This is a genomic window from Streptomyces sp. NPDC018833 (assembly GCF_044390825.1).
GTDB lineage: Bacteria > Actinomycetota > Actinomycetes > Streptomycetales > Streptomycetaceae > Streptomyces.
In genome coordinates this window covers 411,338-433,824 of the sequence record NZ_JBIRZM010000004.1, presented here as the reverse complement: position 1 = coordinate 433,824, position 22,487 = coordinate 411,338, and the positions used below count along the sequence as shown (strand labels likewise).

Sequence of the window (22,487 nt, the reverse complement as noted above, 5' to 3'; positions counted from 1 at the left end):
CCATGACCACCAACGGCACCCACCAGTGGCGCGGCATCATCGAGGAGTACCGGGACCGCCTTCCGGTCACGGACACGACGCCGGTCGTCACGCTCCGTGAGGGTGGCACGCCGCTCGTTCCGGCGCAGGTCCTCTCCGAGCGCACGGGCTGCGAGGTGCACCTCAAGGTCGAGGGCGCCAACCCCACCGGGTCCTTCAAGGACCGCGGTATGACGATGGCCATCACCCGGGCCAAGGAGGAGGGCGCGCAGGCCGTGATCTGCGCCTCCACCGGCAATACGTCCGCCTCCGCCGCCGCGTACGCGGTACGCGCCGGGATGGTCTGCGCGGTCCTCGTGCCGCAGGGCAAGATCGCGCTCGGCAAGATGGGCCAGGCGCTGGTCTACGGCTCGAAGATCCTCCAGGTCGACGGCAACTTCGACGACTGCCTGAACCTGGCCCGCAGCCTGTCCGAGAACTACCCGGTGGCGCTGGTCAATTCGGTCAACCCGTACCGTATCGAGGGCCAGAAGACCGCGTCCTTCGAGATCGTCGACGCGCTCGGCGACGCCCCAGACATCCATGTGCTGCCCGTCGGCAACGCCGGTAACATCACGGCGTACTGGAAGGGGTACAAGGAGTATGCCGCGGACGGCATGTCCTCCCGCACGCCCCGGATGTGGGGTTTCCAGGCGTCCGGTTCCGCGCCGATCGTGCGGGGCGAGGTCGTCAAGGACCCGTCGACGATCGCCACCGCGATCCGGATCGGCAACCCGGCCTCCTGGACGCAGGCGCTGGCCGCGCGCGAGGAGTCCGGCGGCTTCATCGACGAGGTGACGGACCGTGAGATCCTGCGCGCCTACCGGCTGTTGGCGTCGCAGGAGGGTGTCTTCGTCGAGCCGGCGTCGGCCGCTTCCGTCGCCGGTCTGCTCAAGGCCGCCGAGCAGGGCAAGGTCGATCCGGGCCAGAAGATCGTGTGCACGGTCACCGGAAACGGTCTGAAGGACCCTGACTGGGCCGTCGCCGGCGCACCCCAGCCGGTCACCGTCCCGGTGGACGCCTCGGCCGCGGCCGAGCGCCTCGGCCTCGCGTAGCGGGCCTGCCCAGCCTCCGGGACCCGGTTCAACGTCCTCTTGCGGCCGCCTGGTTGCCCCTGCGGGAACGCAGGGCAACCAGGACAACGGCACCCGCAGGGGCACAGGGCGCCCGCGACACGCATCGTGCGCCTCCTGTGCGCCCTATGTCGCAGGTGAACTTTCCTTCGATAGGCTGTACCCGAACCCGCCCCGCCGCATATGCCGCGGTGTTGTTGCCATTGAGGCCATCGGGTGTTCGTCCTCTCGAACAAATCTCGTACATCTCACAGTTCAGAACCAAGGAGAGTCGTCGAGCGATGGCCGGTCCAGCGTTCCGCGCCGCCGCCGTCCGGGTGCGCGTCCCTGCCACCAGCGCCAACCTGGGTCCGGGCTTCGACGCCCTCGGGCTGTCGCTGGGTCTGTACGACGACGTCGTCGTCCGGGTCGCGGATTCCGGTCTGCACATCGACATCGCGGGTGAGGGCGCCACGACGCTGCCCCGCGATGAGAGCCACCTGCTCGTGCGCTCCCTGCGCACCGCCTTCGACCTGCTCGGCGGGCAGCCGCGCGGCCTGGAGGTCGTCTGCGCCAACCGCATCCCGCACGGCCGCGGTCTCGGCTCCTCCTCGGCCGCCATCTGCGCCGGCATCGTCGCCGCCCGGGCGGTCACCATAGGCGGCGACGCCAAGCTCGACGACGCGGCCCTGCTGGAACTCGCCACCGAGATCGAGGGCCATCCCGACAATGTGGCCGCCTGTCTGCTCGGCGGCTTCACCCTGGCCTGGACCGAGGCCGGAGCGGCGCGGGCGATCAGGATGGACCCCTCCGATTCCGTCGTTCCGGTGGTTTTCGTCCCCGGGAAGCCGGTGCTCACCGAGACGGCCCGCGGACTGCTGCCGCGCACCGTCCCGCATGTCGACGCCGCGACGAACGCGGGCCGCGCGGCGCTGCTGGTCGAGGCTCTGACACGGCGCCCGGAGCTGTTGCTCCCCGCGACCGAGGACCGGCTGCACCAGGAGTACCGGGCGCCGGCCATGCCGGAGAGCATTGAGCTGGTGAACCGACTGCGCGCCGACGGCGTCCCCGCAGTCATCTCCGGCGCGGGCCCCACGGTGCTCGCGCTGGCCGAGAACGGTGTGGCCGACAAGGTCGCACTGCTGGCGGGCGAGGGATGGGCGGCCAACCGCCTCGCCTTCGACACCGCGGGAGCGAGCGTTCTGCCGCTCGCTCCGCAGTGACACGCGATTGCCGGTGACAGAGAGGGGGAATGTTTGTTGGAGCCGGTAGTGTTAACCTCAAACCTGCAACCGTCGTCATCGAGACGCGGTGCTGCGTGTCCCTCATCGGGACCACCATTCTTCCGAGAGCCTCCCACACTGCCTGAGCAGCCTGCCTGAGCAGTTTCGAGCACGCTCCGGAACCGGCACGACACCCCTCGCTTTTCCAGGAGTGGGCCGAGCGGGGGGACCTCGGGCCGGGCCTGCACGTATGCATGTATATCTCTCCGCCGTTGATTTGCACCGGCGGGACCACCGCTCCGACACGATCCGCTGCGGCGGACCGATGCCGGACAGCACAACCGGTCGCCGAGCCAGAAGGCCGACGTCCGCTCCAGGGAAGGACCCTTCGTGAGCGACACCACCGATCTGATGGGCGTGACTGCCGACAAGAACGTCGACACCGCCGCGCCCGCCGAAGGTGCTGCCTCCGGCACCACCGCACGGCGCCGCCGCTCCGGCACCGGCCTCGAGGGCATGGTCCTGGCCGAGCTGCAGCAGGTCGCGTCCGGCCTCGGCATCAGGGGCACCGCGCGGATGCGCAAGAGCCAGCTGATCGAGGTCATCAAGGAGGCGCAGGCCGGCTCCGGGGCCTCCCCGGCGAAGAGCGCCGACGCCGCGTCCACCGAGGCGCCGGCGAAGCCGAAGCGCCGCGCCACCGCCAAGACGCGCACGGGTGAGGACGCCGCCCCGGCCGCTGAGAAGGCGGACAAGGCGGACAAGACCGAGAAGGCTGTCGCCCAGCAGCAGATCGAGATCCCCGGGCAGCCGGCCAGCGACGACCAGTCGGCCGGTGAGCGCCGGCGTCGCCGTGCCACCGCGCAGGCGGGCAGCCCGGAGACGCGTACCGAGGCGCGCGGCGACACCGCCGTCGAGGTCAGGACCGACGTCCGGACGGACGCGCAGCCCGAGCCCAAGGCCGAGTCCGCCGTGGACACCGCCGAAGGCCGCCGCGACCGCCAGGACCGCGGCCAGCGTGGTGAGCGGGGCGAGCGCGGTGAGCGCCGTGAGCGGCAGCGTGACCGCCGGGGCAAGGGTGATGACCAGCAGGGCGGCCAGCGCACGCAGCGCCAGGGCGGCCAGCAGGGCCCGGGCCCGCAGGGCGGCGGCCCGCAGGACGACTTCGACGAGGACGGCGGCGGCCGGCGCGGCCGCCGTGGCCGCTACCGCGACCGCCGTGGCCGCCGTGGCCGTGACGACTTCGCGGCCGGTGAGCCGCAGGTCTCCGAGGACGACGTCCTGATCCCCGTCGCGGGCATCCTGGACATCCTCGACAACTACGCGTTCATCCGGACCTCCGGCTACCTGCCCGGCCCGAACGACGTGTACGTCTCCCTCGCCCAGGTCCGCAAGAACGGCCTGCGCAAGGGCGACCACGTCACCGGTGCCGTGCGTCAGCCCAAGGAGGGCGAGCGCCGCGAGAAGTTCAATGCGCTGGTCCGCCTCGACTCGGTCAACGGCATGGCGCCCGAATCGGGCCGCGGCCGCCCCGAGTTCAACAAGCTGACCCCGCTCTACCCGCAGGACCGCCTCCGCCTGGAGACGGACCCGGGCGTGCTGACGACGCGCATCATCGACCTCGTCGCGCCGATCGGCAAGGGCCAGCGCGGTCTGATCGTGGCCCCGCCGAAGACCGGTAAGACCATGATCATGCAGGCGATCGCCAATGCGATCACGCACAACAACCCCGAGTGCCACCTCATGGTCGTCCTGGTCGACGAGCGTCCGGAAGAGGTCACCGACATGCAGCGGTCGGTCAAGGGCGAGGTCATCTCCTCGACCTTCGACCGTCCGGCCGAGGACCACACCACCGTCGCCGAGCTGGCCATCGAGCGCGCCAAGCGCCTCGTCGAGCTGGGTCACGACGTGGTCGTCCTGCTGGACTCGATCACCCGCCTCGGCCGCGCGTACAACCTCGCGGCCCCGGCCTCCGGACGCATCCTGTCCGGTGGTGTCGACTCGACCGCGCTGTACCCGCCGAAGCGCTTCTTCGGTGCCGCGCGCAACATCGAGGACGGCGGATCTCTGACCATCCTCGCGACCGCCCTGGTCGACACGGGTTCGCGCATGGACGAGGTGATCTTCGAAGAGTTCAAGGGCACCGGCAACGCGGAGCTCAAGCTCGACCGGAAGCTCGCCGACAAGCGCATCTTCCCGGCGGTGGACGTCGACGCGTCCGGCACCCGCAAGGAAGAGATCCTGCTCGGCAGCGACGAGCTCGCCGTCACCTGGAAGCTGCGCCGTGTGCTGCACGCGCTGGACCAGCAGCAGGCGATCGAGCTGCTGCTCGACAAGATGAAGCAGACGAAGTCGAACGGCGAGTTCCTGCTCCAGATCCAGAAGACCACTCCCGGCGTCGCCAACGGCAACGACTGAGAGGTCTTCGACACGGCAGCGGGGCCCGGCCACGGGTCCCGGTGCTGAACGGCCACTGTGCCCACCGTGCTGCGATGCGCGGTGGGCACACGTCGTTCCGGTCGGACGTTCTCACGGACTTCTCAGACGGCCGTGCAACCCTTCACGACGCTTCACCGTCTGTAATCCCAGGGGCAACGGTCCGACAGAGTCGAGGAGACCATGACCGACACGAGCAGTGACGGCGGCGGGATACTCCCCCTGAGCGGCAGGCGCCGCAGGCCGCCCGCGACGGGCGGCAGGCTGTGGACCGCCGCCGCATGGTCCGCCGCGGCCCTCGTCCTCGTCGGCGGCTCCGGCCTCGGCCACGTCTACTTCACGGTCAACGGAAACCTCGACGGCGTCGACATCAACCAGGCCCTCGGCACCGACCGGCCGAAGAACATCGACAACGGCTCCATGGACATCCTGGTCCTGGGCTCGGACTCCCGCTCCGGCGCTAACGCCGAGTACGGCACCGACGAAGGTGCAGCCCGCTCCGACACCGCGATGGTCGTGCACGTCCACCAGGGCCACAAGAAGGCCAGCGTGGTCTCCATACCCCGCGACACCCTCATCGAGCGGCCGGACTGCACCGACGGCAAGGGCACCGCCGTCCCCGGGGCCTCCCGCGCGATGTTCAACACCGCGTACGAGGTCGGCGGCCCGGCCTGCGCCGTCAAGACCGTCGAGGCGATGTCCGGCATCCGCATGGATCACTACATCGAGGTCGACTTCACCGGCTTCAAGAACCTGATCGACGAGCTCGGCGGCGTGGAGATCACCACGACACGGCCCATCGACGACTCCAAGAGCCACCTCAGCCTCCCGCCCGGCACCCACACGCTGGACGGCGAGGAGTCGCTCGGACTCGTCCGCACCCGCAAGAGCGTCGGCGACGGCAGCGACCTCGGACGCATTCAGCTCCAGCAGGCGTTCATCAAGGCGTTCATCGACCAGGTCAAGGACGTCGGGGTCTTCGGTAACCCGAAGAGGCTTCTCGACCTCGCCGACGCCGGCAGCAAGGCCATCACCCCCGACTCCGAGCTCGACTCCGTGAACGAGCTGCTCGGCTTCGCCCGGGGCCTGAGCTCGCTCGGTGCCGAGGACGTCCACATGGTCACCATGCCCGTCCGCTACGACCCCCTCGACCCCAACCGGGTCGTCCCGGTCGAGACGGGCGCCGCGCAGGTGTGGCGGGCGCTCAAGGGGGACCGGCCGATCCCTGCGGCCGCGCTCGAGGACTCCGCCGGTGACAAGGGCGAGGCCGCAGGCGTGGTGAGCAGCCAGTAGCCCGGGGCGATGCGACCGGTAGCCGCTTCGGTACGGTGCGTGGCCGTGGAAGGCGCCCATACCCCCGAAGGCGGCCCGGAATACCTGGGGCTCCACCCCGGTTTGGGAGATACGGCCTGTCCTGGCAGACTGGTACGTCGGCCCCGGTTCACGTACGAGCAATCCGCGCGTACGACCCGGTGCCCTCCCGAAACTAGGAGACACCTTGAAGCGCGACATCCACCCCGAGTACGTCGAGACCCAGGTCAGCTGCACCTGCGGTGCGTCGTTCACCACCCGCAGCACGATCTCCAGCGGCAACATCCGCGCCGAGGTCTGCTCCGAGTGCCACCCGTTCTACACGGGCAAGCAGAAGATCCTCGACACCGGTGGCCGTGTGGCCCGCTTCGAGGCCCGCTTCGGCAAGGCTGCCGGCTCCGCCAAGAAGTAGCGAGCCACTGCGCCGGTCGCCGGCTGCCCCTCCGGGGCGGCCGGGACCGGCGCTTTGTCCGTTCTGAGCAGCCACCCCACATGTACGAACCAGGAGCCCGAAGATGTTCGAGGCGGTCGAGGAACTGATCGGCGAGCACGCCGATCTCGAGAAGAAGCTCGCTGACCCGTCGGTCCACGCCGACCAGGCGAACGCGCGCAAGCTGAACAAGCGCTACGCCGAGCTGACCCCGATCGTCGGCACGTACCGCTCCTGGAAGCAGACCGGTGACGACATCGAGACGGCCCGGGAATTCGCCCAGGACGACCCCGACTTCGCCGCCGAGGTGAAGGACCTGGAGAGGCAGCGCGAGGCGCTCACCGAGAAGCTGCGGCTGCTGCTCGTCCCGCGCGACCCCAGCGACGACAAGGACGTCATCCTTGAGGTCAAGGCGGGCGCGGGCGGCGACGAGTCCGCTCTCTTCGCCGGCGACCTGCTGCGCATGTACCTGCGCTACGCGGAGCGCGTCGGCTGGAAGACCGAGATCATCGACGCCACCGAGTCCGAGCTGGGCGGCTACAAGGACGTCCAGGTCGCGGTGAAGACCAAGGGCGGCCAGGGGGCGACCGAGCCCGGCCAGGGCGTCTGGGCGCGGCTGAAGTACGAGGGCGGGGTGCACCGCGTGCAGCGCGTGCCCGCCACCGAGTCCCAGGGCCGTATCCACACCTCCGCGGCCGGTGTGCTCGTCACGCCCGAGGCGGAGGAGATCGACGTCGAGATCCACGCCAACGACCTGCGGATCGACGTCTACCGCTCCTCCGGTCCCGGCGGCCAGTCCGTCAACACGACCGACTCGGCCGTGCGCATCACGCACCTGCCGACCGGCATCGTCGCCTCCTGCCAGAACGAGAAGAGCCAGCTCCAGAACAAGGAGCAGGCGATGCGTATCCTGCGTTCCAGGCTGCTCGCAGCCGCGCAGGAAGAGGCCGAGAGGGAGGCGGCGGACGCCCGTCGCAGCCAGGTCCGTACCGTCGACCGGTCCGAGAAGATCCGGACGTACAACTTCCCGGAAAACCGGATCTCGGACCACCGCGTCGGGTTCAAGGCGTACAACTTGGACCAGGTGCTCGACGGCGACCTCGACGCCGTCATCCAGGCGTGCGTCGACGCGGACTCCGCGGCCAAGCTCGCGGCCGCGCAGTAACCCGCGATCAGTCCCACGAGCGTCACAGGAAGGGTGGGCGCGTGAACCTGCTGCTTGCCGAGGTGGCCCAGGCCACCCAGCGGCTGGCCGACGCCGGCGTGCCGTCGCCACGCTTCGACGCGGAGGAGCTGGCCGCTTACGTCCACGGTGTGAAGCGCGGAGAGCTCCACAACGTCAAGGACGCGGACTTCGACGCCCGTTACTGGGAGGCCGTCGCACGCCGTGAGGCCCGCGAGCCGCTGCAGCACATCACCGGACGGGCCTTCTTCCGCTACCTGGAGCTCCAGGTGGGGCCCGGTGTCTTCGTACCCAGACCCGAGACCGAGTCGGTCGTCGGCTGGGCCATAGAGGCCGTACGGGCCATGGACGTCGTCGAGCCGCTCATCGTCGACCTGTGCGCGGGCTCGGGCGCGATCGCGCTGGCCATGGCGCAGGAGGTCCCCCGTTCACGCGTGCACGCCGTGGAGCTGTCCGAGGACGCCCTGATGTGGACCCGCAAGAACGCCGAGGGATCCCGGGTCACCGTCCACCAGGGCGACGCCCTCTCCGCCTTGCCCGAGCTCGACGGTCAGGTGGACCTGGTCATCTCCAACCCGCCGTACATCCCGCTCACCGAATGGGAGTACGTCGCCCCCGAGGCGCGCGACCACGACCCGCAGATGGCCCTGTTCTCCGGCGAGGACGGCCTGGACACCATCCGTGGCATCGAGCGCACCGCGCACCGGCTGCTGCGGCCGGGCGGCCTCGTCGTCATCGAGCACGCCGACACCCAGGGCGGCCAGGTGCCGTGGATCTTCAGTGAGGAATCCGGCTGGGCCGACGCCGCCGACCACCCCGACCTGAACAACCGGCCGCGCTTCGCGACCGCACGCAAGGCGATGCCATGACGGCGTCGACCCCGAGGGCGCCGAAGGCGCCGGGAGCGAGTGAGTCGGAGGGGCGCTGCGCCGCCGAGGGGGAATGGGGGCGCCCCCGGACGAAGTCGGGGGGAGCGCGCCGGGCGCGAGGGCTGTGCCGCACATGTGGCTGCCGCCGCGTGAGCGACCGAGCACGGTCGACCGTCGGCGCAGTCTCCAGCGCCCCGTGTGGGTGTCCCCGCCGAAGGCTGGGGGAGAACCGAGTGACCATGAAAAGGGAGGCCCGCTGATGGCTCGGCGATACGACTGCAACGACGCGACGGACCGCACCACCGGGCTGCGCGAAGCCGCCTCCGCGGTCCGCCGCGGCGAGCTCGTCGTGCTGCCCACCGACACCGTGTACGGGATCGGGGCCGACGCCTTCACCTCCGAGGCCGTGGCCGACCTCCTCCAGGCCAAGGGCCGAGGCCGCAACATGCCCACGCCCGTCCTCATCGGTTCCCCGAACACCCTGCACGGCCTCGTCACCGACTTCTCCGAGCAGGCGTGGGAGCTCGTCGACGCCTTCTGGCCGGGCGCGCTGACGCTGGTCACCAAGCACCAGCCGTCGCTTCAGTGGGACCTCGGTGACACCCGGGGGACCGTCGCGATCCGTATGCCGCTGCACCCGGTCGCCATCGAACTGCTCACCGAGGTGGGCCCGATGGCGGTCTCCAGCGCCAACCTCACGGGACACCCCGCGCCGGAGGACTGCGACGCCGCGCAGGAGATGCTCGGCGACTCCGTCTCCGTCTACCTGGACGGCGGTCCGACCCCGGGCAACGTGCCGTCCTCCATCGTCGACGTCACCGGCAAGGTCCCCGTGCTGCTGCGCGAGGGTGCCCTCTCGGCGGACGAGCTGCGCAAGGTCGTACCCGACCTCGAGGTGGCTCCGTGAACCGAGCGAACATCCGAGGACAGGCCCAGTGACGGCCCCTGAGGGGCGTGGCATAGCGGAATCCGGCAGAACGGCCTCGACCTTCCGCATCCTCCACGTCAGCACCGGCAACGTCTGCCGCTCGCCCATCACCGAGCGGCTGACCCGCCATGCCCTGAGCGACCGCCTCGGCGATCACCTCACGGGCGGCCTCATCGTGGAGAGCGCCGGCACCTGGGGCCACGAGGGCGCCCCCATGGAGGCCAACGCCGAGGTCGTCCTCGCGGACTTCGGCGCGGACGCGAGCGGCTTCGTGGGCCGCGAACTGCTCGACGAGCACGTCATCCGCGCGGACCTGGTCCTCACCGCGACGCGGGACCACCGCGCCCAGGTGATCTCGATGGGGCACTCGGCGGGCCTGCGGACCTTCACGCTCAAGGAGTTCACCCGCCTGGTGCGGGCGATCGACCCGGCCACGCTGCCCGACCCGCGGGAGGACGGCGTGGTCGAGCGCGCCCGTGCGCTGGTGCGGGCGGCCGCCGCTCTACGCGGGTGGCTGCTGGCGCCGAGCCCCGACGCGGACGAGGTCTTCGACCCGTACGGCGCGCCGATCACGTTCTTCCGCTCGATCGGCGACGAGATCCATCAGGCGCTCGATCCGGTGGTCACGGCGCTGACCGGCGTCGCGGCCCGTTCCTGACGGGCGGCCGCCACGCCGCACCCGCTCACGTCGGCCCGTTCCCGACAGGGCGGCCGCCACGCCGCACCCGCTCACGGACTCCGGCGTACACCGCGCGGCAAAGGCGGCCCGGTCCTACATTGGAGGTGCCGCAGCGCTCCCCCCGAGGACCCGGAGCCGTCATGTCCGTCACTCCCGAAGTGCGTTCCGTACCGGCCGTCTACGACAGCCCGGCTTTCGAGGCGCTGCGCCGCCAGGACCCTCAGGCCGCCGACATCCTCTACGGCGAGGCCCGGCGACAGGCCACCACGCTGCAGCTCATCGCGGCGGAGAACTTCACCTCGCCCGCCGTCCTCGCGGCCCTCGGCTCGCCACTCGCCAACAAGTACGCCGAGGGCTACCCCGGCGCCCGCCATCACGGCGGCTGCGAGCTCGTGGACGCCGCCGAACGGCTCGCCGTCGAGCGCGCCATGGCGCTGTTCGGCGCCGAACACGCCAATGTCCAGCCGCACTCGGGGTCCGCCGCGGTCCTCGCGGCATACGCGGCGCTGCTGAAGCCCGGCGACACCGTCCTCGCGATGGGGCTGCCGTACGGCGGGCACCTCACGCACGGCTCGCGCGCGAACTTCTCCGGCCGCTGGTTCGACTTCGTCGCCTACGGCGTGGACGCCGAGAGCGGCCTGATCGACTACCACCAGGTGCGCCACCTCGCTCTTCAGCACCGGCCGAAGGCGATCGTCTGCGGCTCGATCTCCTACCCCCGCCACCCGGACTACGCGGCCTTCCGGGAGATCGCCGACGAGGTGGGCGCGTATCTGATCGCCGACGCGGCGCACCCCATCGGTCTGGTCGCGGGCGGTGCGGCGCCCAGCCCCGTCCCGTACGCCGACGTCGTCTGCGCCACCACGCACAAGGTCCTGCGCGGTCCGCGCGGCGGGATGATCCTGTGCGGGGCCGAGCTGGCGGACCGCATCGACCGGGCGGTGTTCCCCTTCACCCAGGGCGGCGCGCAGATGCACACGATCGCGGCCAAGGCAGTCGCCTTCGGCGAGGCGGCCACTCCCGCCTTCACGGCGTACGCCCATCAGGTGGTCGCCAACGCACGGGCACTCGCCGATGGCCTCGCCGACGAGGGCTTCGCGGTGCTGACGGGCGGCACGGACACGCACATCGTCGGCGCGGACCCGGCCGGTCTCGGTGTCGACGGCCGGACCGCCCGCGGCCGGCTCGCCGCCGCCGGAATGGTCCTCGACACATGCGCCCTGCCGTACGGGGACGGCCGGGGCATCCGGCTGGGGACCGCCGCGGTCACCACCCAGGGCATGGGCCGTCCGGAGATGACGCGGATAGCGGCGCTGTTCGCGGCGGCCGTTCACGAGGACGGGCGGGTGCTCGACCGGGTACGGGAGCTGGCCGGCCGCTTCCCGCCGTACCCGCGCTGACGGCGTGGCGGGCCGGGGAGGGTAGTGCAACTGTCGGGCGTGCCCGGTCGTCCTATGTCTTAGGGTGTGGAGCGGCGCGTCGTCCAACACATGGGGAATCAGTGCGCGAGTACCTGCTGACGCTCTGTGTCACGGTCGCAGTGACTTATCTGCTGACCGGACCGGTGCGGAAGTTCGCCATCGCCGCCGGCGCGATGCCGGAGATCCGTGCGCGTGACGTGCACCGGGAACCGACACCGCGGCTCGGCGGTATCGCCATGTTCGGCGGTCTGTGCGCGGGGCTGCTCTTCGCGGACCACCTGGCGAACCTGAACGACGTCTTCGAGCTGTCGAACGAGCCGCGGGCCCTGCTCTCGGGCGCCGCCCTGATCTGGCTGATCGGTGTCCTTGACGACAAGTTCGAGATCGATGCCCTGATCAAGCTCGGCGGACAGATGATCGCCGCCGGAGTGATGGTCGTGCAGGGTCTGACCATCCTGTGGATTCCGGTGCCCGGGGTCGGCACCGTCTCGCTCACCGCCTGGCAGGGCAATCTGCTGACGGTCGCGCTGGTGGTCCTCACCATCAACGCGGTCAACTTCGTGGACGGCCTGGACGGACTCGCGGCGGGCATGGTGTGCATCACCTCCGGCGCGTTCTTCATGTACGCCTATCGCCTCTGGTACGGGTACGGGATCGAGTCAGCCGCCCCCGCGACCCTGTTCGCCGCGATCCTGATGGGCATGTGCCTCGGCTTCCTGCCGCACAACATGCATCCGGCGCGGATCTTCATGGGCGACTCCGGCTCGATGCTCATCGGTCTGGTGCTCGCGGCCGGGGCGATCTCCATCACGGGCCAGGTCGACCCCGACCGGCTGGGTATCTTCGTGGGCGGCGAGCGCGCGGCCACGCACGCGATGCTCCCGGTCTTCATCCCGCTGCTGCTGCCGCTGACGATCACCGCGCTGCCGGTGGCGGACCTGCTGCTGGCGATCGTGCGCCGTACCTGGCGAGGCCAGTCGCCGTTCGCGGCGGACCGCGGACACCTCCACCACCGCTTGCTGGAGATCGGCCACTCCCACAGTCGCGCGGTGCTGATCATGTACTTCTGGTCGGCCCTGATCGCCTTCGGCACGGTGGCCTATTCGGTGCATTCGGCGTCGATGTGGATCGTGCTGGTGATCGTGGCGCTGAGCGCGGTGGGCCTGGTGCTGTTGCTGCTGCCCCGCTTCACACCGAGGGCGCCGCGGTGGGCGGAGGCCTTCGTCCCGCCGCGCTACCGCCGCCGCAGGCCGGCGCAGACGCCCGCCTTCACGGCGTCGCCGGGCGCCTCGTCCCTGTCGTACGAGGACGATCCGAGGGTCCCGGTGGGTGTGGGCGTGAGCGGCGCCAACGGGGCGACCGCCATCGGGGGCCGCTCCCGCTTCCGCGAACGCGACAACGCGGGCTCCGCCCGCTGATCGGAACGTCGTTCGCGCATCCCCCGGGGAAAACGGCGGAAACGCTATGGCATGGCTTGATTACATTACGTGAGCATCATCACTCAGTGCTCCTGCGTGATTACCTTTACCGCATCAGAGGGTGATCCATAGGATCGATCAAGAGCGGCAGACCACCGCTCGATCGAGAGAATGGGGAACTCGAACGTGGCAATTACCGCTGCAGTGAAACGAACCGTCGTTGTCGGCGTCGCCGCGCTGACCGTCGGTGCGCTGAGCGCCGCTCCCGCCGCTGCTCGCGCCCACAACTGCACCGAGGCCGGATCCAACTGCATCGAGGTGAGCGGATCCGGGCTCAACGTGACGGACATCGTGTCCAGCTACTCGCCGGCGCCCCGGACGATGTCCGGGAACATAGCGAAGCTTAAGGTTGAGGTACCCGGCCAGTCGGCGAAGACGTACTGGGAGAACGACAGCGCTCGGCAGGGGCGTCCGGTCGACCATGACTGGGGGCACTACGCCAAGAGGTATCCGGACGGCACGAAGCTGTGCACGGGCTGGAGGTTCACCAACTCCCTGGCGTGTGCCACGGTGCACAACTGAGCAAGGCTGCAGTCCAGCTTCGGGGCACCAGGCCGGCCGGCCTGGTGCCCTTCGCGTGCTCCGTCAATGAGGTGAGCGCCAAAAGCCGGTCACACCTTCGTGGGGTTGAGAGCAGGGGCAGGGGTTCATGACCCTGACGGGCCCTTAAGGGTGCATTACCAAACAAAACACCCTCTTGTCGTGCACACACGGGCGCGGTCACTCTCATGTGTGAGCGTTGGCACACCCCTGGGTAAAGACCTCATCAAATAGTTTGTGATACCGTTCACGAGAACCGGAGACAGCGCCGAAGGACCGTAGTGCGACGGTCCGTTGGCCCCCGAGGCCCATCTCGGGACCGGCCTACGCTCGTCCATGACGACACCACTTTGCCCCCACCAGCAAGCGGAGATGCCGCCATGCCGTCCAACGACGCACGCACCCTTCTTCACGCTGCCGTGCCCACCGCAGCCGCCGGCGTCATTGCCGTTGGTATCAGCGCCGTGGTCGCAGGCGGCAAGGGTGCGCTCGGGGCGGCCATCGCGACCGGCGTGGTTCTTCTCTTCATGGGGATCGGGCTGTACGTCCTGCAGCGCGTGGCCAAATCGCTGCCGCAGCTGTTCCAGGCGATGGGGCTGATGCTCTATACGGCCCAGCTGCTGTTGCTCTTCATCTTTGTCGCGGTGTTCAAGGACACCACGCTGTTCCACCCCAAGGCCTTTGCCATCACGCTCGTCGCGCTGACCCTCGTCTGGATCGGTGCCCAGACGCGTGCTCACATGAAGGCCAAGATTCTCTACGTCGAGCCCGACTCCTCTACGGACACCAAGCCCGGTAAGAAGGGCCAGTCGTCGTGAGGGGTAGGGCCGGTATAAGTGCGTGTTCGGGATCCTGCTATCGTCCGGTGCCAACTGCGGCATCGCGGGCGCGGGCATCCGAGCTGACGCCTGCCTATTCGCGAGGCTTGATGCCCCACTGCCGCCCCACCATTCGTAATACCAGTCCAGTGCCGACCCGCGGCTGCGCGCCGCGCCGACACAACGAGGTTGCCGTACCTATGCGCCACGCTGAAGGAGCCCGCGGTGAGTGCTGACCCGACGCAGGTGCTCGCCTTCGAGACCGACTGCCACATCTTCGACGGTTGTGGCTTTCCGGCACCAGGCCTGCACTCGTTCCTGTTCGAGCCGCTCTGGGGCGACGGGGACAGCAATCTGTACTTCAACAAGACGATGCTGCTGGCGCTCCTCGGCTCCATCATCATCGTCGGGTTCTTCTGGGCCGCCTTCCGTAACCCGAAGGTCGTCCCCGGCAAGCTCCAGATGGTCGCCGAGTCCGGCTACGACTTCATCCGCCGCGGTGTCGTCTACGAGACCATCGGCAAGCGCGAGGGCGAGAAGTACGTCCCGTTCGTGGTCGCGCTGTTCTTCTTCGTTTGGATGATGAACCTCTGGTCGATCATCCCGGTCGCGCAGTTCCCGGTGACGTCGATCATCGCGTATCCGATGGTGCTGGCCGTGCTGGTCTACATCACTTGGGTCAGCCTCACGTTCAAGCGCCACGGCTTCGTCGGTGCCTTCAAGAACTTCACCGGCTTCGACAAGTCACTCGGCGCGGTTGCCTACCTCGCAGCCTTTATCGAGCTCTTCTCGAACCTCCTGGTCCGGCCCTTCACGCACGCCGTGCGACTCTTCGCCAACATGTTCGCTGGTCACACGCTGCTGCTGCTGTTCACCATCGCCAGCTGGTACCTGCTGAACGGCATCGGCATTGCCTACGCCGGCGTCTCGTTCGTCATGGTCATCGTGATGACCGCCTTCGAGCTCTTCATCCAGGCAGTTCAGGCGTACGTTTTCGTCCTCCTGACCTGCACCTACATTCAGGGCGCGCTCGCCGAGCACCACTGAGCCCTGCGCTGAACCCATATCCGTCCGGTGGCCAACCCCCACCGGTCCGTAAAGAGAAGGAAGAACTGGCATGTCCCAGACCCTTGCTGCTGTCGAAGGCTCCCTCAGCTCGGTCGGTTACGGCCTCGCGGCCATCGGCCCCGGCGTCGGCGTCGGCATCATCTTCGGTAACGGCACCCAGGCTCTTGCCCGTCAGCCCGAGGCTGCCGGTCTGATCCGCGCCAACCAGATTCTCGGCTTCGCCTTCTGTGAGGCCCTCGCCCTCATCGGTCTGGTCATGCCGTTCGTCTACTAAGACGAATTGCGACCAGCCCTAACCGACGAAAGGCACTGATGTGAACCCCCTGGTTCAGCTCGCGCAGGAAGAGCCGGGTAACCCGCTCATCCCGCCGATTCCCGAGCTCGTCATCGGCCTGATCGCCTTTGTCATCGTCTTCGGTTTCCTCGCCAAGAAGCTCCTCCCGAACATCAACAAGGTTCTGGAAGAGCGTCGTGAGGCCATTGAGGGCGGCATCGAGCAGGCCGACGCTGCCAAGACCGAGGCCGAGAGCGTGCTCGAGCAGTACAAGGCTCAGCTCGCCGAGGCCCGACACGAGGCCGCCCGGCTGCGCCAGGAGGCGACCGAGCAGGGCACCGCGATCATCCAGGAGATGAAGGCGGAAGGCCAGCGGCAGCGTGAGGAGATCATCGCGGCCGGCCACGCCCAGATCGAGGCCGACCGCAAGGCCGCGGCCGCGGCGCTGCGTCAGGACGTGGGCAAGCTCGCCACCGACCTGGCCGGCAAGCTGGTCGGTGAGTCCCTCGCGGACCACGCCCGGCAGAGCCGCACCATCGACCGCTTCCTCGACGAGCTCGAGGCGAAGGCCGAGGTCGCACGATGAACGGAGCCAGCCGCGAGGCACTGGCCGTCGCGCACGAGTCCCTCGACGCGCTGACCGACAACACGTCGGTCGACGCGGCGAAGCTCGCCGGCGAGCTGGCTGCCGTCACCGCGCTGCTCGACCGTGAGGTGTCGCTGCGTCGGGTCCTGACCGACCCGGCGCAGGCCGGCGAGGCCAAGGCCGAGCTGGCGGGCCGTGTGCTCGGCGGCCAGGTGAGCGGCGAGACTGCCGGCCTGGTCAAGGGCATGGTCCGGTCCCGCTGGTCGCAGTCGCGCGACCTGGTCGACTCGCTGGAGGAGCTGGCGAACACCGCAGACCTCACGGCGGCGCAGAAGGACGGTGCGCTCGACAACGTCGAGGACGAGCTGTTCCGGTTCGGCCGGATCCTTTCGTCCAGCACGGAGCTGCGGTCCGCGCTGACCAACCAGGCCGCCACGGCGGCCGCCAAGGGCGAGCTGCTGAGCAGCCTGCTCGGCGGCAAGGCCCAGGCGGTCACCGAGCGCCTGGTCGTCCGTCTCGTCACGCACCCGCGGGGACGTAGCCTGGAGGCGGGACTCGAGTCCCTGTCCAAGCTGGCCGCGGCGCGCCGGGACCGGATGGTCGCCGTGGTCACCTCCGCGGTGCCGATGACCGACGTGCAGAAGCAGCGCCTCGGTGCCGGCCTTGCGCGGATGTACGGCCGTGAGATGCACCTGAATCTCGAAGTGGACCCCGAGGTCCTCGGCGGGATCTCGGTCCGGGTCGGTGACGAGGTCATCAACGGCAGCATCGCGGAGCGGCTCGACGAGGCCAAGCGTCGGATCGCCGGCTGACACCGCTCAGTCGATCAACTGAATTGGCAACACCAGCGGCCCGGTTGGGCCGTGCAGAGATTGCAGAAGATTCCTGGGGGTCGGCCCCCAGACCCCCAAAGAAACTTCGGGCCCAACAAGGAGAGCAGGGAACCCAGATGGCGGAGCTCACGATCCGGCCGGAGGAGATCCGGGACGCGCTGGAGAACTTTGTCCAGTCGTACCAGCCGGACGCGGCCTCGCGCGAGGAGGTCGGCACGGTCAGCCTGGCCGGCGACGGTATCGCGAAGGTCGAGGGTCTGCCCTCGGCCATGGCGAACGAGCTGCTGAAGTTCGAGGACGGCACCCTCGGTCTCGCCCTCAACCTCGAGGAGCGCGAGATCGGTGCGATCGTCCTCGGTGAGTTCAGCGGCATCGAGGAAGGCCAGTCGGTCACCCGCACCGGCGAGGTTCTGTCCGTCGCCGTCGGCGAGGGCTACCTCGGCCGTGTGGTCGACCCGCTCGGCAACCCGATCGACGGCCTCGGCGAGATCGCGACCTCGGGCCGCCGCGCCCTCGAGCTGCAGGCCCCCACGGTCATGCAGCGCAAGTCGGTCCACGAGCCGATGGAGACGGGCTACAAGGCCGTCGACGCGATGACCCCGATCGGCCGTGGCCAGCGTCAGCTGATCATCGGCGACCGTCAGACGGGCAAGACCGCTCTGGCCGTCGACACGATCATCAACCAGCGCGACAACTGGCGCACCGGCGACCCGAAGAAGCAGGTCCGCTGCATCTACGTCGCCATCGGCCAGAAGGGCTCGACCATCGCGTCCGTGCGCGGCGCCCTGGAAGAGGCCGGCGCGCTCGAGTACACGACGATCGTCGCCGCCCCGGCGTCCGACCCGGCGGGCTTCAAGTACCTCGCCCCCTACACCGGTTCGGCCATCGGTCAGCAGTGGATGTACGAGGGCAAGCACGTCCTCATCATCTTCGACGACCTCTCGAAGCAGGCCGACGCCTACCGCGCCGTGTCCCTGCTGCTGCGCCGCCCGCCGGGCCGTGAGGCCTACCCGGGTGACGTCTTCTACCTGCACTCGCGTCTGCTGGAGCGCTGCGCCAAGCTCTCCGACGAGATGGGCGCCGGTTCGATGACCGGTCTGCCGATCGTCGAGACCAAGGCGAACGACGTGTCGGCGTTCATCCCGACCAACGTCATCTCCATCACCGACGGCCAGTGCTTCCTGGAGTCCGACCTGTTCAACGCCGGTCAGCGTCCGGCCCTGAACGTCGGTATCTCGGTCTCCCGTGTCGGTGGCTCCGCCCAGCACAAGGCCATGAAGCAGGTCTCCGGCCGCCTCCGTGTGGACCTCGCCCAGTACCGTGAGCTGGAGGCGTTCGCCGCCTTCGGTTCCGACCTGGATGCCGCCTCGAAGGCCTCGCTGGAGCGCGGTAAGCGCATGGTCGAGCTGCTGAAGCAGCCGCAGTACCAGCCGATGTCGACCGAGGACCAGGTCGTCTCCGTCTGGGCCGGCACCACCGGCAAGATGGACGACGTCCCGGTGCAGGACATCCGTCGCTTCGAGCGCGAGCTGCTGGACTACCTCCACCGCGAGGAGGGCGGCCTGATGTCGTCGATCCGCGAGGGCGGGAAGATGTCGGACGACACCCTGACGAAGGTCGCGGACTCCATCGCGGACTTCAAGAAGCAGTTCGAGACCTTCGACGGCAAGCTGCTCGGCGAGGACGCCCCGGCCGCCGTCAACGTCTCCAAGTGACGACGGAAGGGACCTGACTCATGGGAGCGCAGCTCCGGGTCTACAAGCGTCGCATCCGGTCCGTCACCGCGACGAAGAAGATCACCAAGGCGATGGAGATGATCGCCGCCTCGCGCATCGTCAAGGCGCAGCGCAAGGTGGCGGCCTCCACGCCGTACGCGACCGAGCTCACCCGCGCGGTCACGGCGGTGGCGACCGGATCGAACACGAAGCACCCTCTGACCACGGAGGCGGACACCCCGGCCCGTGCCGCGGTTCTGCTCATCACGAGCGACCGCGGTCTGGCCGGCGGCTACTCCTCCAACGCCATCAAGGCGGCCGACCGGCTCACCGAGCGGCTCCGCGGCGAGGGCAAGGAGGTCGACACGTACATCGTCGGCCGTAAGGGTGTCGCCTACTACGGCTTCCGTGAGCGCAAGGTCGCGGACTCGTGGACCGGGTTCACGGACAGCCCGGAATACGCGGACGCCAAGAAGGTCGCCGCCCCGCTCATCGAGGCCGTCCAGCTGGACACCTCGGAGGGCGGCGTCGACGAGCTGCACATCGTCTTCACGGAATTCGTGTCGATGATGACGCAGAACCCCGTCGACAACCGGATGCTGCCGCTCAGCCTTCAGGAGGCCGCGCAGGAGACCGGCGCGAAGGGCGAGATCCTTCCGCTGTTCGACTTCGAGCCGTCGGCGGAGGACGTCCTCGACGCTCTTCTGCCGCGCTACGTCGAGAGCCGTATCTACAACGCCCTGCTGCAGGCCGCTGCCTCCGAGCACGCGGCCCGCCGCCGGGCGATGAAGTCGGCGACCGACAACGCGGGCGAGCTGATCAATACGCTCTCCCGACTTGCCAACGCGGCCCGCCAGGCCGAAATCACCCAGGAAATCAGCGAGATCGTCGGTGGCTCCAGTGCCCTGGCCGACGCGACCGCGGGGAGTGACAAGTAATGACGACCACTGTTGAGACGGCCGCCGCCACGGGCCGCGTCGCCCGGGTCATCGGCCCGGTCGTCGACGTGGAGTTCCCCGTCGACGCGATGCCGGAGATCTACAACGCGCTGCACGTCGAGGTTGCCGACCCGGCCCTCGAGGGTGCCAAGAAGACGCTGACGCTCGAGGTCGCCCAGCACCTCGGTGACGGCATCGTCCGCACCATCTCGATGCAGCCCACCGACGGTCTGGTCCGCCAGGCCCCGGTGACCGACACGGGCGTGGGCATCAGCGTCCCGGTCGGCGACTTCACCAAGGGCAAGGTGTTCAACACCCTCGGTGAGGTGCTGAACTTTCCCGAGGAGAACGCCAACGTCGGTGAGCGCTGGCCGATCCACCGCAAGGCCCCGGCCTTCGACCAGCTCGAGTCCAAGACCGAGATGTTCGAGACCGGCCTGAAGGTCGTCGACCTTCTCACCCCGTACGTCAAGGGTGGAAAGATCGGTCTGTTCGGTGGCGCCGGTGTCGGCAAGACCGTGCTGATCCAGGAAATGATCATGCGTGTCGCCAACCTCCACGAGGGCGTTTCCGTCTTCGCGGGTGTCGGTGAGCGTACGCGTGAGGGCAACGACCTCATCGCGGAGATGGAGGAGTCCGGCGTTCTGGACAAGACCGCCCTGGTCTTCGGCCAGATGGACGAGCCCCCGGGCACCCGTCTGCGCGTCGCTCTCGCCGGTCTGACCATGGCGGAGTACTTCCGCGATGTGCAGAAGCAGGACGTGCTGTTCTTCATCGACAACATCTTCCGCTTCACCCAGGCCGGTTCCGAGGTGTCCACCCTGCTCGGCCGTATGCCGTCTGCGGTGGGTTACCAGCCGAACCTGGCCGACGAGATGGGTCTCCTCCAGGAGCGCATCACGTCGACCCGTGGTCACTCGATCACCTCGATGCAGGCGATCTACGTCCCCGCGGACGACCTGACCGACCCGGCGCCGGCGACCACCTTCGCCCACCTCGACGCGACGACGGTTCTCTCCCGTCCGATCTCCGAGAAGGGCATCTACCCCGCGGTGGACCCGCTGGACTCCACGTCCCGCATCCTGGACCCGCGCTACATCGCGCAGGACCACTACGACGCCGCCATGCGCGTCAAGGGCATCCTGCAGAAGTACAAGGACCTCCAGGACATCATCGCGATCCTCGGTATCGACGAGCTGGGCGAGGAGGACAAGCTCGTTGTCCACCGCGCCCGTCGTGTCGAGCGCTTCCTGTCCCAGAACACCCACGCGGCGAAGCAGTTCACCGGTGTGGACGGTTCGGACGTGCCGCTCGACGAGTCGATCTCCGCGTTCAACGCGATCTGCGACGGTGAGTACGACCACTTCCCCGAGCAGGCCTTCTTCATGTGCGGTGGTCTCGAGGACCTGAAGAAGAACGCCAAGGAGCTCGGCGTCTCCTGAGTCCTCGGACTCGCTGAAGGGGGCGGGCGTCGTCCCGCCCCCTTCGGTACGCCCCTGCTGCACAGTCCGGGGGGCGATCCCCGGACACCCGGCCCCTGAGCCGGGGCGGGCCGGGACGCTTCGGCATCCCGAGCCCTACTAGACTTATGACCCAACACCCGGCAGTACCGCCGGGTGGTGACCCGAGGAGCCAACCTTGGCTGCTGAGCTGCACGTCGAGCTGGTCGCCGCGGACCGCAGTGTCTGGTCCGGCGAGGCCACCCTGGTCGTCGCGCGCACCACGTCCGGCGACATCGGCGTCATGCCCGGTCACCAGCCGCTGCTCGGTGTGCTGGAGTCGGGCCCGGTGACCATCCGTACGAGCGAGGGCGGCACTGTCGTCGCCGCCGTGCACGGCGGATTCATCTCCTTCGCCGACAACAAGCTGTCGCTGCTGGCGGAGATCGCCGAGCTGGCGGACGAGATCGATGTCCAGCGCGCCGAGCGTGCGCTGGAGCGTGCCAAGTCGGAGACGGACGCCGCCGCCGAGCGTCGTGCCGAGGTCCGGCTGCGCGCGGTGGCGGCGCACTAGCGCACCGTCGACAAGATTTGTCCCTCAGCCGCGGCCCGGGCTGGAGCTACTCCAGACCGTGCCGCGGCTGAGGCGATGCAGGTGCACGTGGTATTCGGTATTACGGGACGATGCGAGGAGGTCGGTGGAGATGTTCCTCGCTCTTCTTGTGAGTGGCCTGGTCGTCCTACTGGTAGTGGTCGCTCTTTTGGTCTTCGGTCTCCGCAGGCGCCTGATCCAGCGCTCCGGCGGCACATTCGACTGCAGCCTGCGGTGGAACGTCCCCGAGAAGGGCGACCCGTCCAGTAAGGGATGGGTGTACGGGGTCGCCCGCTACAACGGTGATCGGATCGAGTGGTTCCGGGTCTTCTCGTACGCCCCCCGGCCGCGGCGCACCCTGGAGCGCGGGGCGATCGAGGTGCTCGCCCGGCGTACGCCGGACAGCGAGGAGGAGCTGGCGCTGCTCTCGGACTCGATCGTCCTGGGGTGTCTGCACCGCGGGATCCGGCTGGAGCTGGCGATGAGCGAGGACGCGCTGACCGGCTTCCTCGCCTGGCTGGAGGCGGCGCCGCCCGGCCAACGAGTCAATGTTGCGTGAATGGGCTGCTCGTTGGTGGGGGGTGCCCCCGGGCGACGTCTGGGGGAGAGCCAATGTTGCGTGAATGGGCTGCTCGTTGGTTGGGGGTGCCCCCGGACGA

Annotated in this window: 22 protein-coding genes; all 22 read left to right on the top strand. The window is 69.0% G+C overall.

The genetic code is table 11. From position 1 onward, the window contains the following. Positions 1-2 precede the first annotated feature (2 nt). The 22 genes from thrC (at position 3) to ACH5AF_RS11540 (ending at position 22,387) form a co-directional block, all read left to right on the top strand. Positions 3-1,073, top strand: a complete 1,071-nt coding sequence (gene thrC / locus ACH5AF_RS11645; RefSeq protein WP_215185062.1) for a threonine synthase — start codon at positions 3-5, stop codon at positions 1,071-1,073. Positions 1,074-1,372: 299 nt separating this feature from the next. Next, a complete protein-coding gene (gene thrB / locus ACH5AF_RS11640) occupies positions 1,373-2,293 on the top strand; it encodes a homoserine kinase (protein WP_398901367.1) in 921 nt (306 codons plus the stop codon). 390 nt (positions 2,294-2,683) lie between these two features. Then, a complete protein-coding gene (gene rho / locus ACH5AF_RS11635; protein WP_398901366.1) occupies positions 2,684-4,708 on the top strand; it encodes a transcription termination factor Rho in 2,025 nt (674 codons plus the stop codon). Positions 4,709-4,909: 201 nt separating this feature from the next. Continuing rightward, positions 4,910-6,019 (top strand): LCP family protein, encoded by a 1,110-nt coding sequence (locus tag ACH5AF_RS11630; RefSeq protein ID WP_398901365.1) that lies wholly within the window; start codon positions 4,910-4,912, stop codon positions 6,017-6,019. Positions 6,020-6,224: 205 nt separating this feature from the next. Next, positions 6,225-6,449: a 50S ribosomal protein L31 gene (rpmE, locus tag ACH5AF_RS11625; protein WP_187811819.1), complete on the top strand. Its 225-nt coding sequence runs from the start codon at positions 6,225-6,227 to the stop codon at positions 6,447-6,449. 103 nt (positions 6,450-6,552) lie between these two features. Continuing rightward, positions 6,553-7,632 carry a peptide chain release factor 1 gene (gene prfA, locus ACH5AF_RS11620; protein ID WP_398901364.1) on the top strand — a complete coding sequence of 360 codons (1,080 nt, stop codon included), beginning with the start codon at positions 6,553-6,555 and terminating at the stop codon, positions 7,630-7,632. 41 nt (positions 7,633-7,673) lie between these two features. Beyond that, positions 7,674-8,519 (top strand): peptide chain release factor N(5)-glutamine methyltransferase, encoded by an 846-nt coding sequence (gene prmC, locus ACH5AF_RS11615; RefSeq protein WP_398901363.1) that lies wholly within the window; start codon positions 7,674-7,676, stop codon positions 8,517-8,519. Positions 8,520-8,778: 259 nt separating this feature from the next. Then, positions 8,779-9,426 carry an L-threonylcarbamoyladenylate synthase gene (locus ACH5AF_RS11610; protein ID WP_398901361.1) on the top strand — a complete coding sequence of 216 codons (648 nt, stop codon included), beginning with the start codon at positions 8,779-8,781 and terminating at the stop codon, positions 9,424-9,426. Positions 9,427-9,454: 28 nt separating this feature from the next. Beyond that, a complete protein-coding gene (locus ACH5AF_RS11605) occupies positions 9,455-10,105 on the top strand; it encodes a protein-tyrosine-phosphatase (protein WP_398901360.1) in 651 nt (216 codons plus the stop codon). A 161-nt stretch (positions 10,106-10,266) separates the two neighbouring features. Then, positions 10,267-11,526, top strand: a complete 1,260-nt coding sequence (gene glyA / locus ACH5AF_RS11600; RefSeq protein ID WP_398901359.1) for a serine hydroxymethyltransferase — start codon at positions 10,267-10,269, stop codon at positions 11,524-11,526. 101 nt (positions 11,527-11,627) lie between these two features. Continuing rightward, entirely contained in the window at positions 11,628-12,965 is a 1,338-nt protein-coding gene (locus ACH5AF_RS11595) for an MraY family glycosyltransferase (protein ID WP_398901358.1), read from the top strand. A 204-nt stretch (positions 12,966-13,169) separates the two neighbouring features. Then, positions 13,170-13,547 (top strand): hypothetical protein, encoded by a 378-nt coding sequence (locus ACH5AF_RS11590; protein ID WP_398901357.1) that lies wholly within the window; start codon positions 13,170-13,172, stop codon positions 13,545-13,547. A 398-nt stretch (positions 13,548-13,945) separates the two neighbouring features. Continuing rightward, entirely contained in the window at positions 13,946-14,383 is a 438-nt protein-coding gene (locus ACH5AF_RS11585) for a hypothetical protein (RefSeq protein ID WP_398901356.1), read from the top strand. A gap of 225 nt (positions 14,384-14,608) precedes the next feature. Then, on the top strand, positions 14,609-15,430 hold the full coding sequence (gene atpB / locus ACH5AF_RS11580; protein ID WP_398901355.1) for a F0F1 ATP synthase subunit A: 822 nt from the start codon (positions 14,609-14,611) through the stop codon (positions 15,428-15,430). A gap of 70 nt (positions 15,431-15,500) precedes the next feature. Further along, positions 15,501-15,725 carry an ATP synthase F0 subunit C gene (atpE, locus tag ACH5AF_RS11575; RefSeq protein ID WP_030545783.1) on the top strand — a complete coding sequence of 75 codons (225 nt, stop codon included), beginning with the start codon at positions 15,501-15,503 and terminating at the stop codon, positions 15,723-15,725. 40 nt (positions 15,726-15,765) lie between these two features. Beyond that, complete coding sequence (locus tag ACH5AF_RS11570; RefSeq protein WP_398901354.1) at positions 15,766-16,311, top strand: F0F1 ATP synthase subunit B; 546 nt, start codon at positions 15,766-15,768, stop codon at positions 16,309-16,311. Beyond that, complete coding sequence (locus tag ACH5AF_RS11565) at positions 16,308-17,123, top strand: F0F1 ATP synthase subunit delta (RefSeq protein WP_398901353.1); 816 nt, start codon at positions 16,308-16,310, stop codon at positions 17,121-17,123. Before ACH5AF_RS11570 ends, ACH5AF_RS11565 begins: the two co-directional genes overlap by 4 nt. Before the next feature lie 137 nt (positions 17,124-17,260). Further along, complete coding sequence (atpA, locus tag ACH5AF_RS11560; protein WP_398901351.1) at positions 17,261-18,859, top strand: F0F1 ATP synthase subunit alpha; 1,599 nt, start codon at positions 17,261-17,263, stop codon at positions 18,857-18,859. 20 nt (positions 18,860-18,879) lie between these two features. Next, positions 18,880-19,797 carry a F0F1 ATP synthase subunit gamma gene (locus tag ACH5AF_RS11555; RefSeq protein WP_398901350.1) on the top strand — a complete coding sequence of 306 codons (918 nt, stop codon included), beginning with the start codon at positions 18,880-18,882 and terminating at the stop codon, positions 19,795-19,797. Then, complete coding sequence (gene atpD / locus ACH5AF_RS11550) at positions 19,797-21,239, top strand: F0F1 ATP synthase subunit beta (protein ID WP_398901349.1); 1,443 nt, start codon at positions 19,797-19,799, stop codon at positions 21,237-21,239. Before ACH5AF_RS11555 ends, atpD begins: the two co-directional genes overlap by 1 nt. A 196-nt stretch (positions 21,240-21,435) precedes the next feature. Next, a complete protein-coding gene (locus ACH5AF_RS11545; protein ID WP_392325535.1) occupies positions 21,436-21,810 on the top strand; it encodes a F0F1 ATP synthase subunit epsilon in 375 nt (124 codons plus the stop codon). A gap of 130 nt (positions 21,811-21,940) precedes the next feature. After that, complete coding sequence (locus ACH5AF_RS11540; protein WP_398901472.1) at positions 21,941-22,387, top strand: DUF2550 domain-containing protein; 447 nt, start codon at positions 21,941-21,943, stop codon at positions 22,385-22,387. Positions 22,388-22,487: the final 100 nt, after the last annotated feature.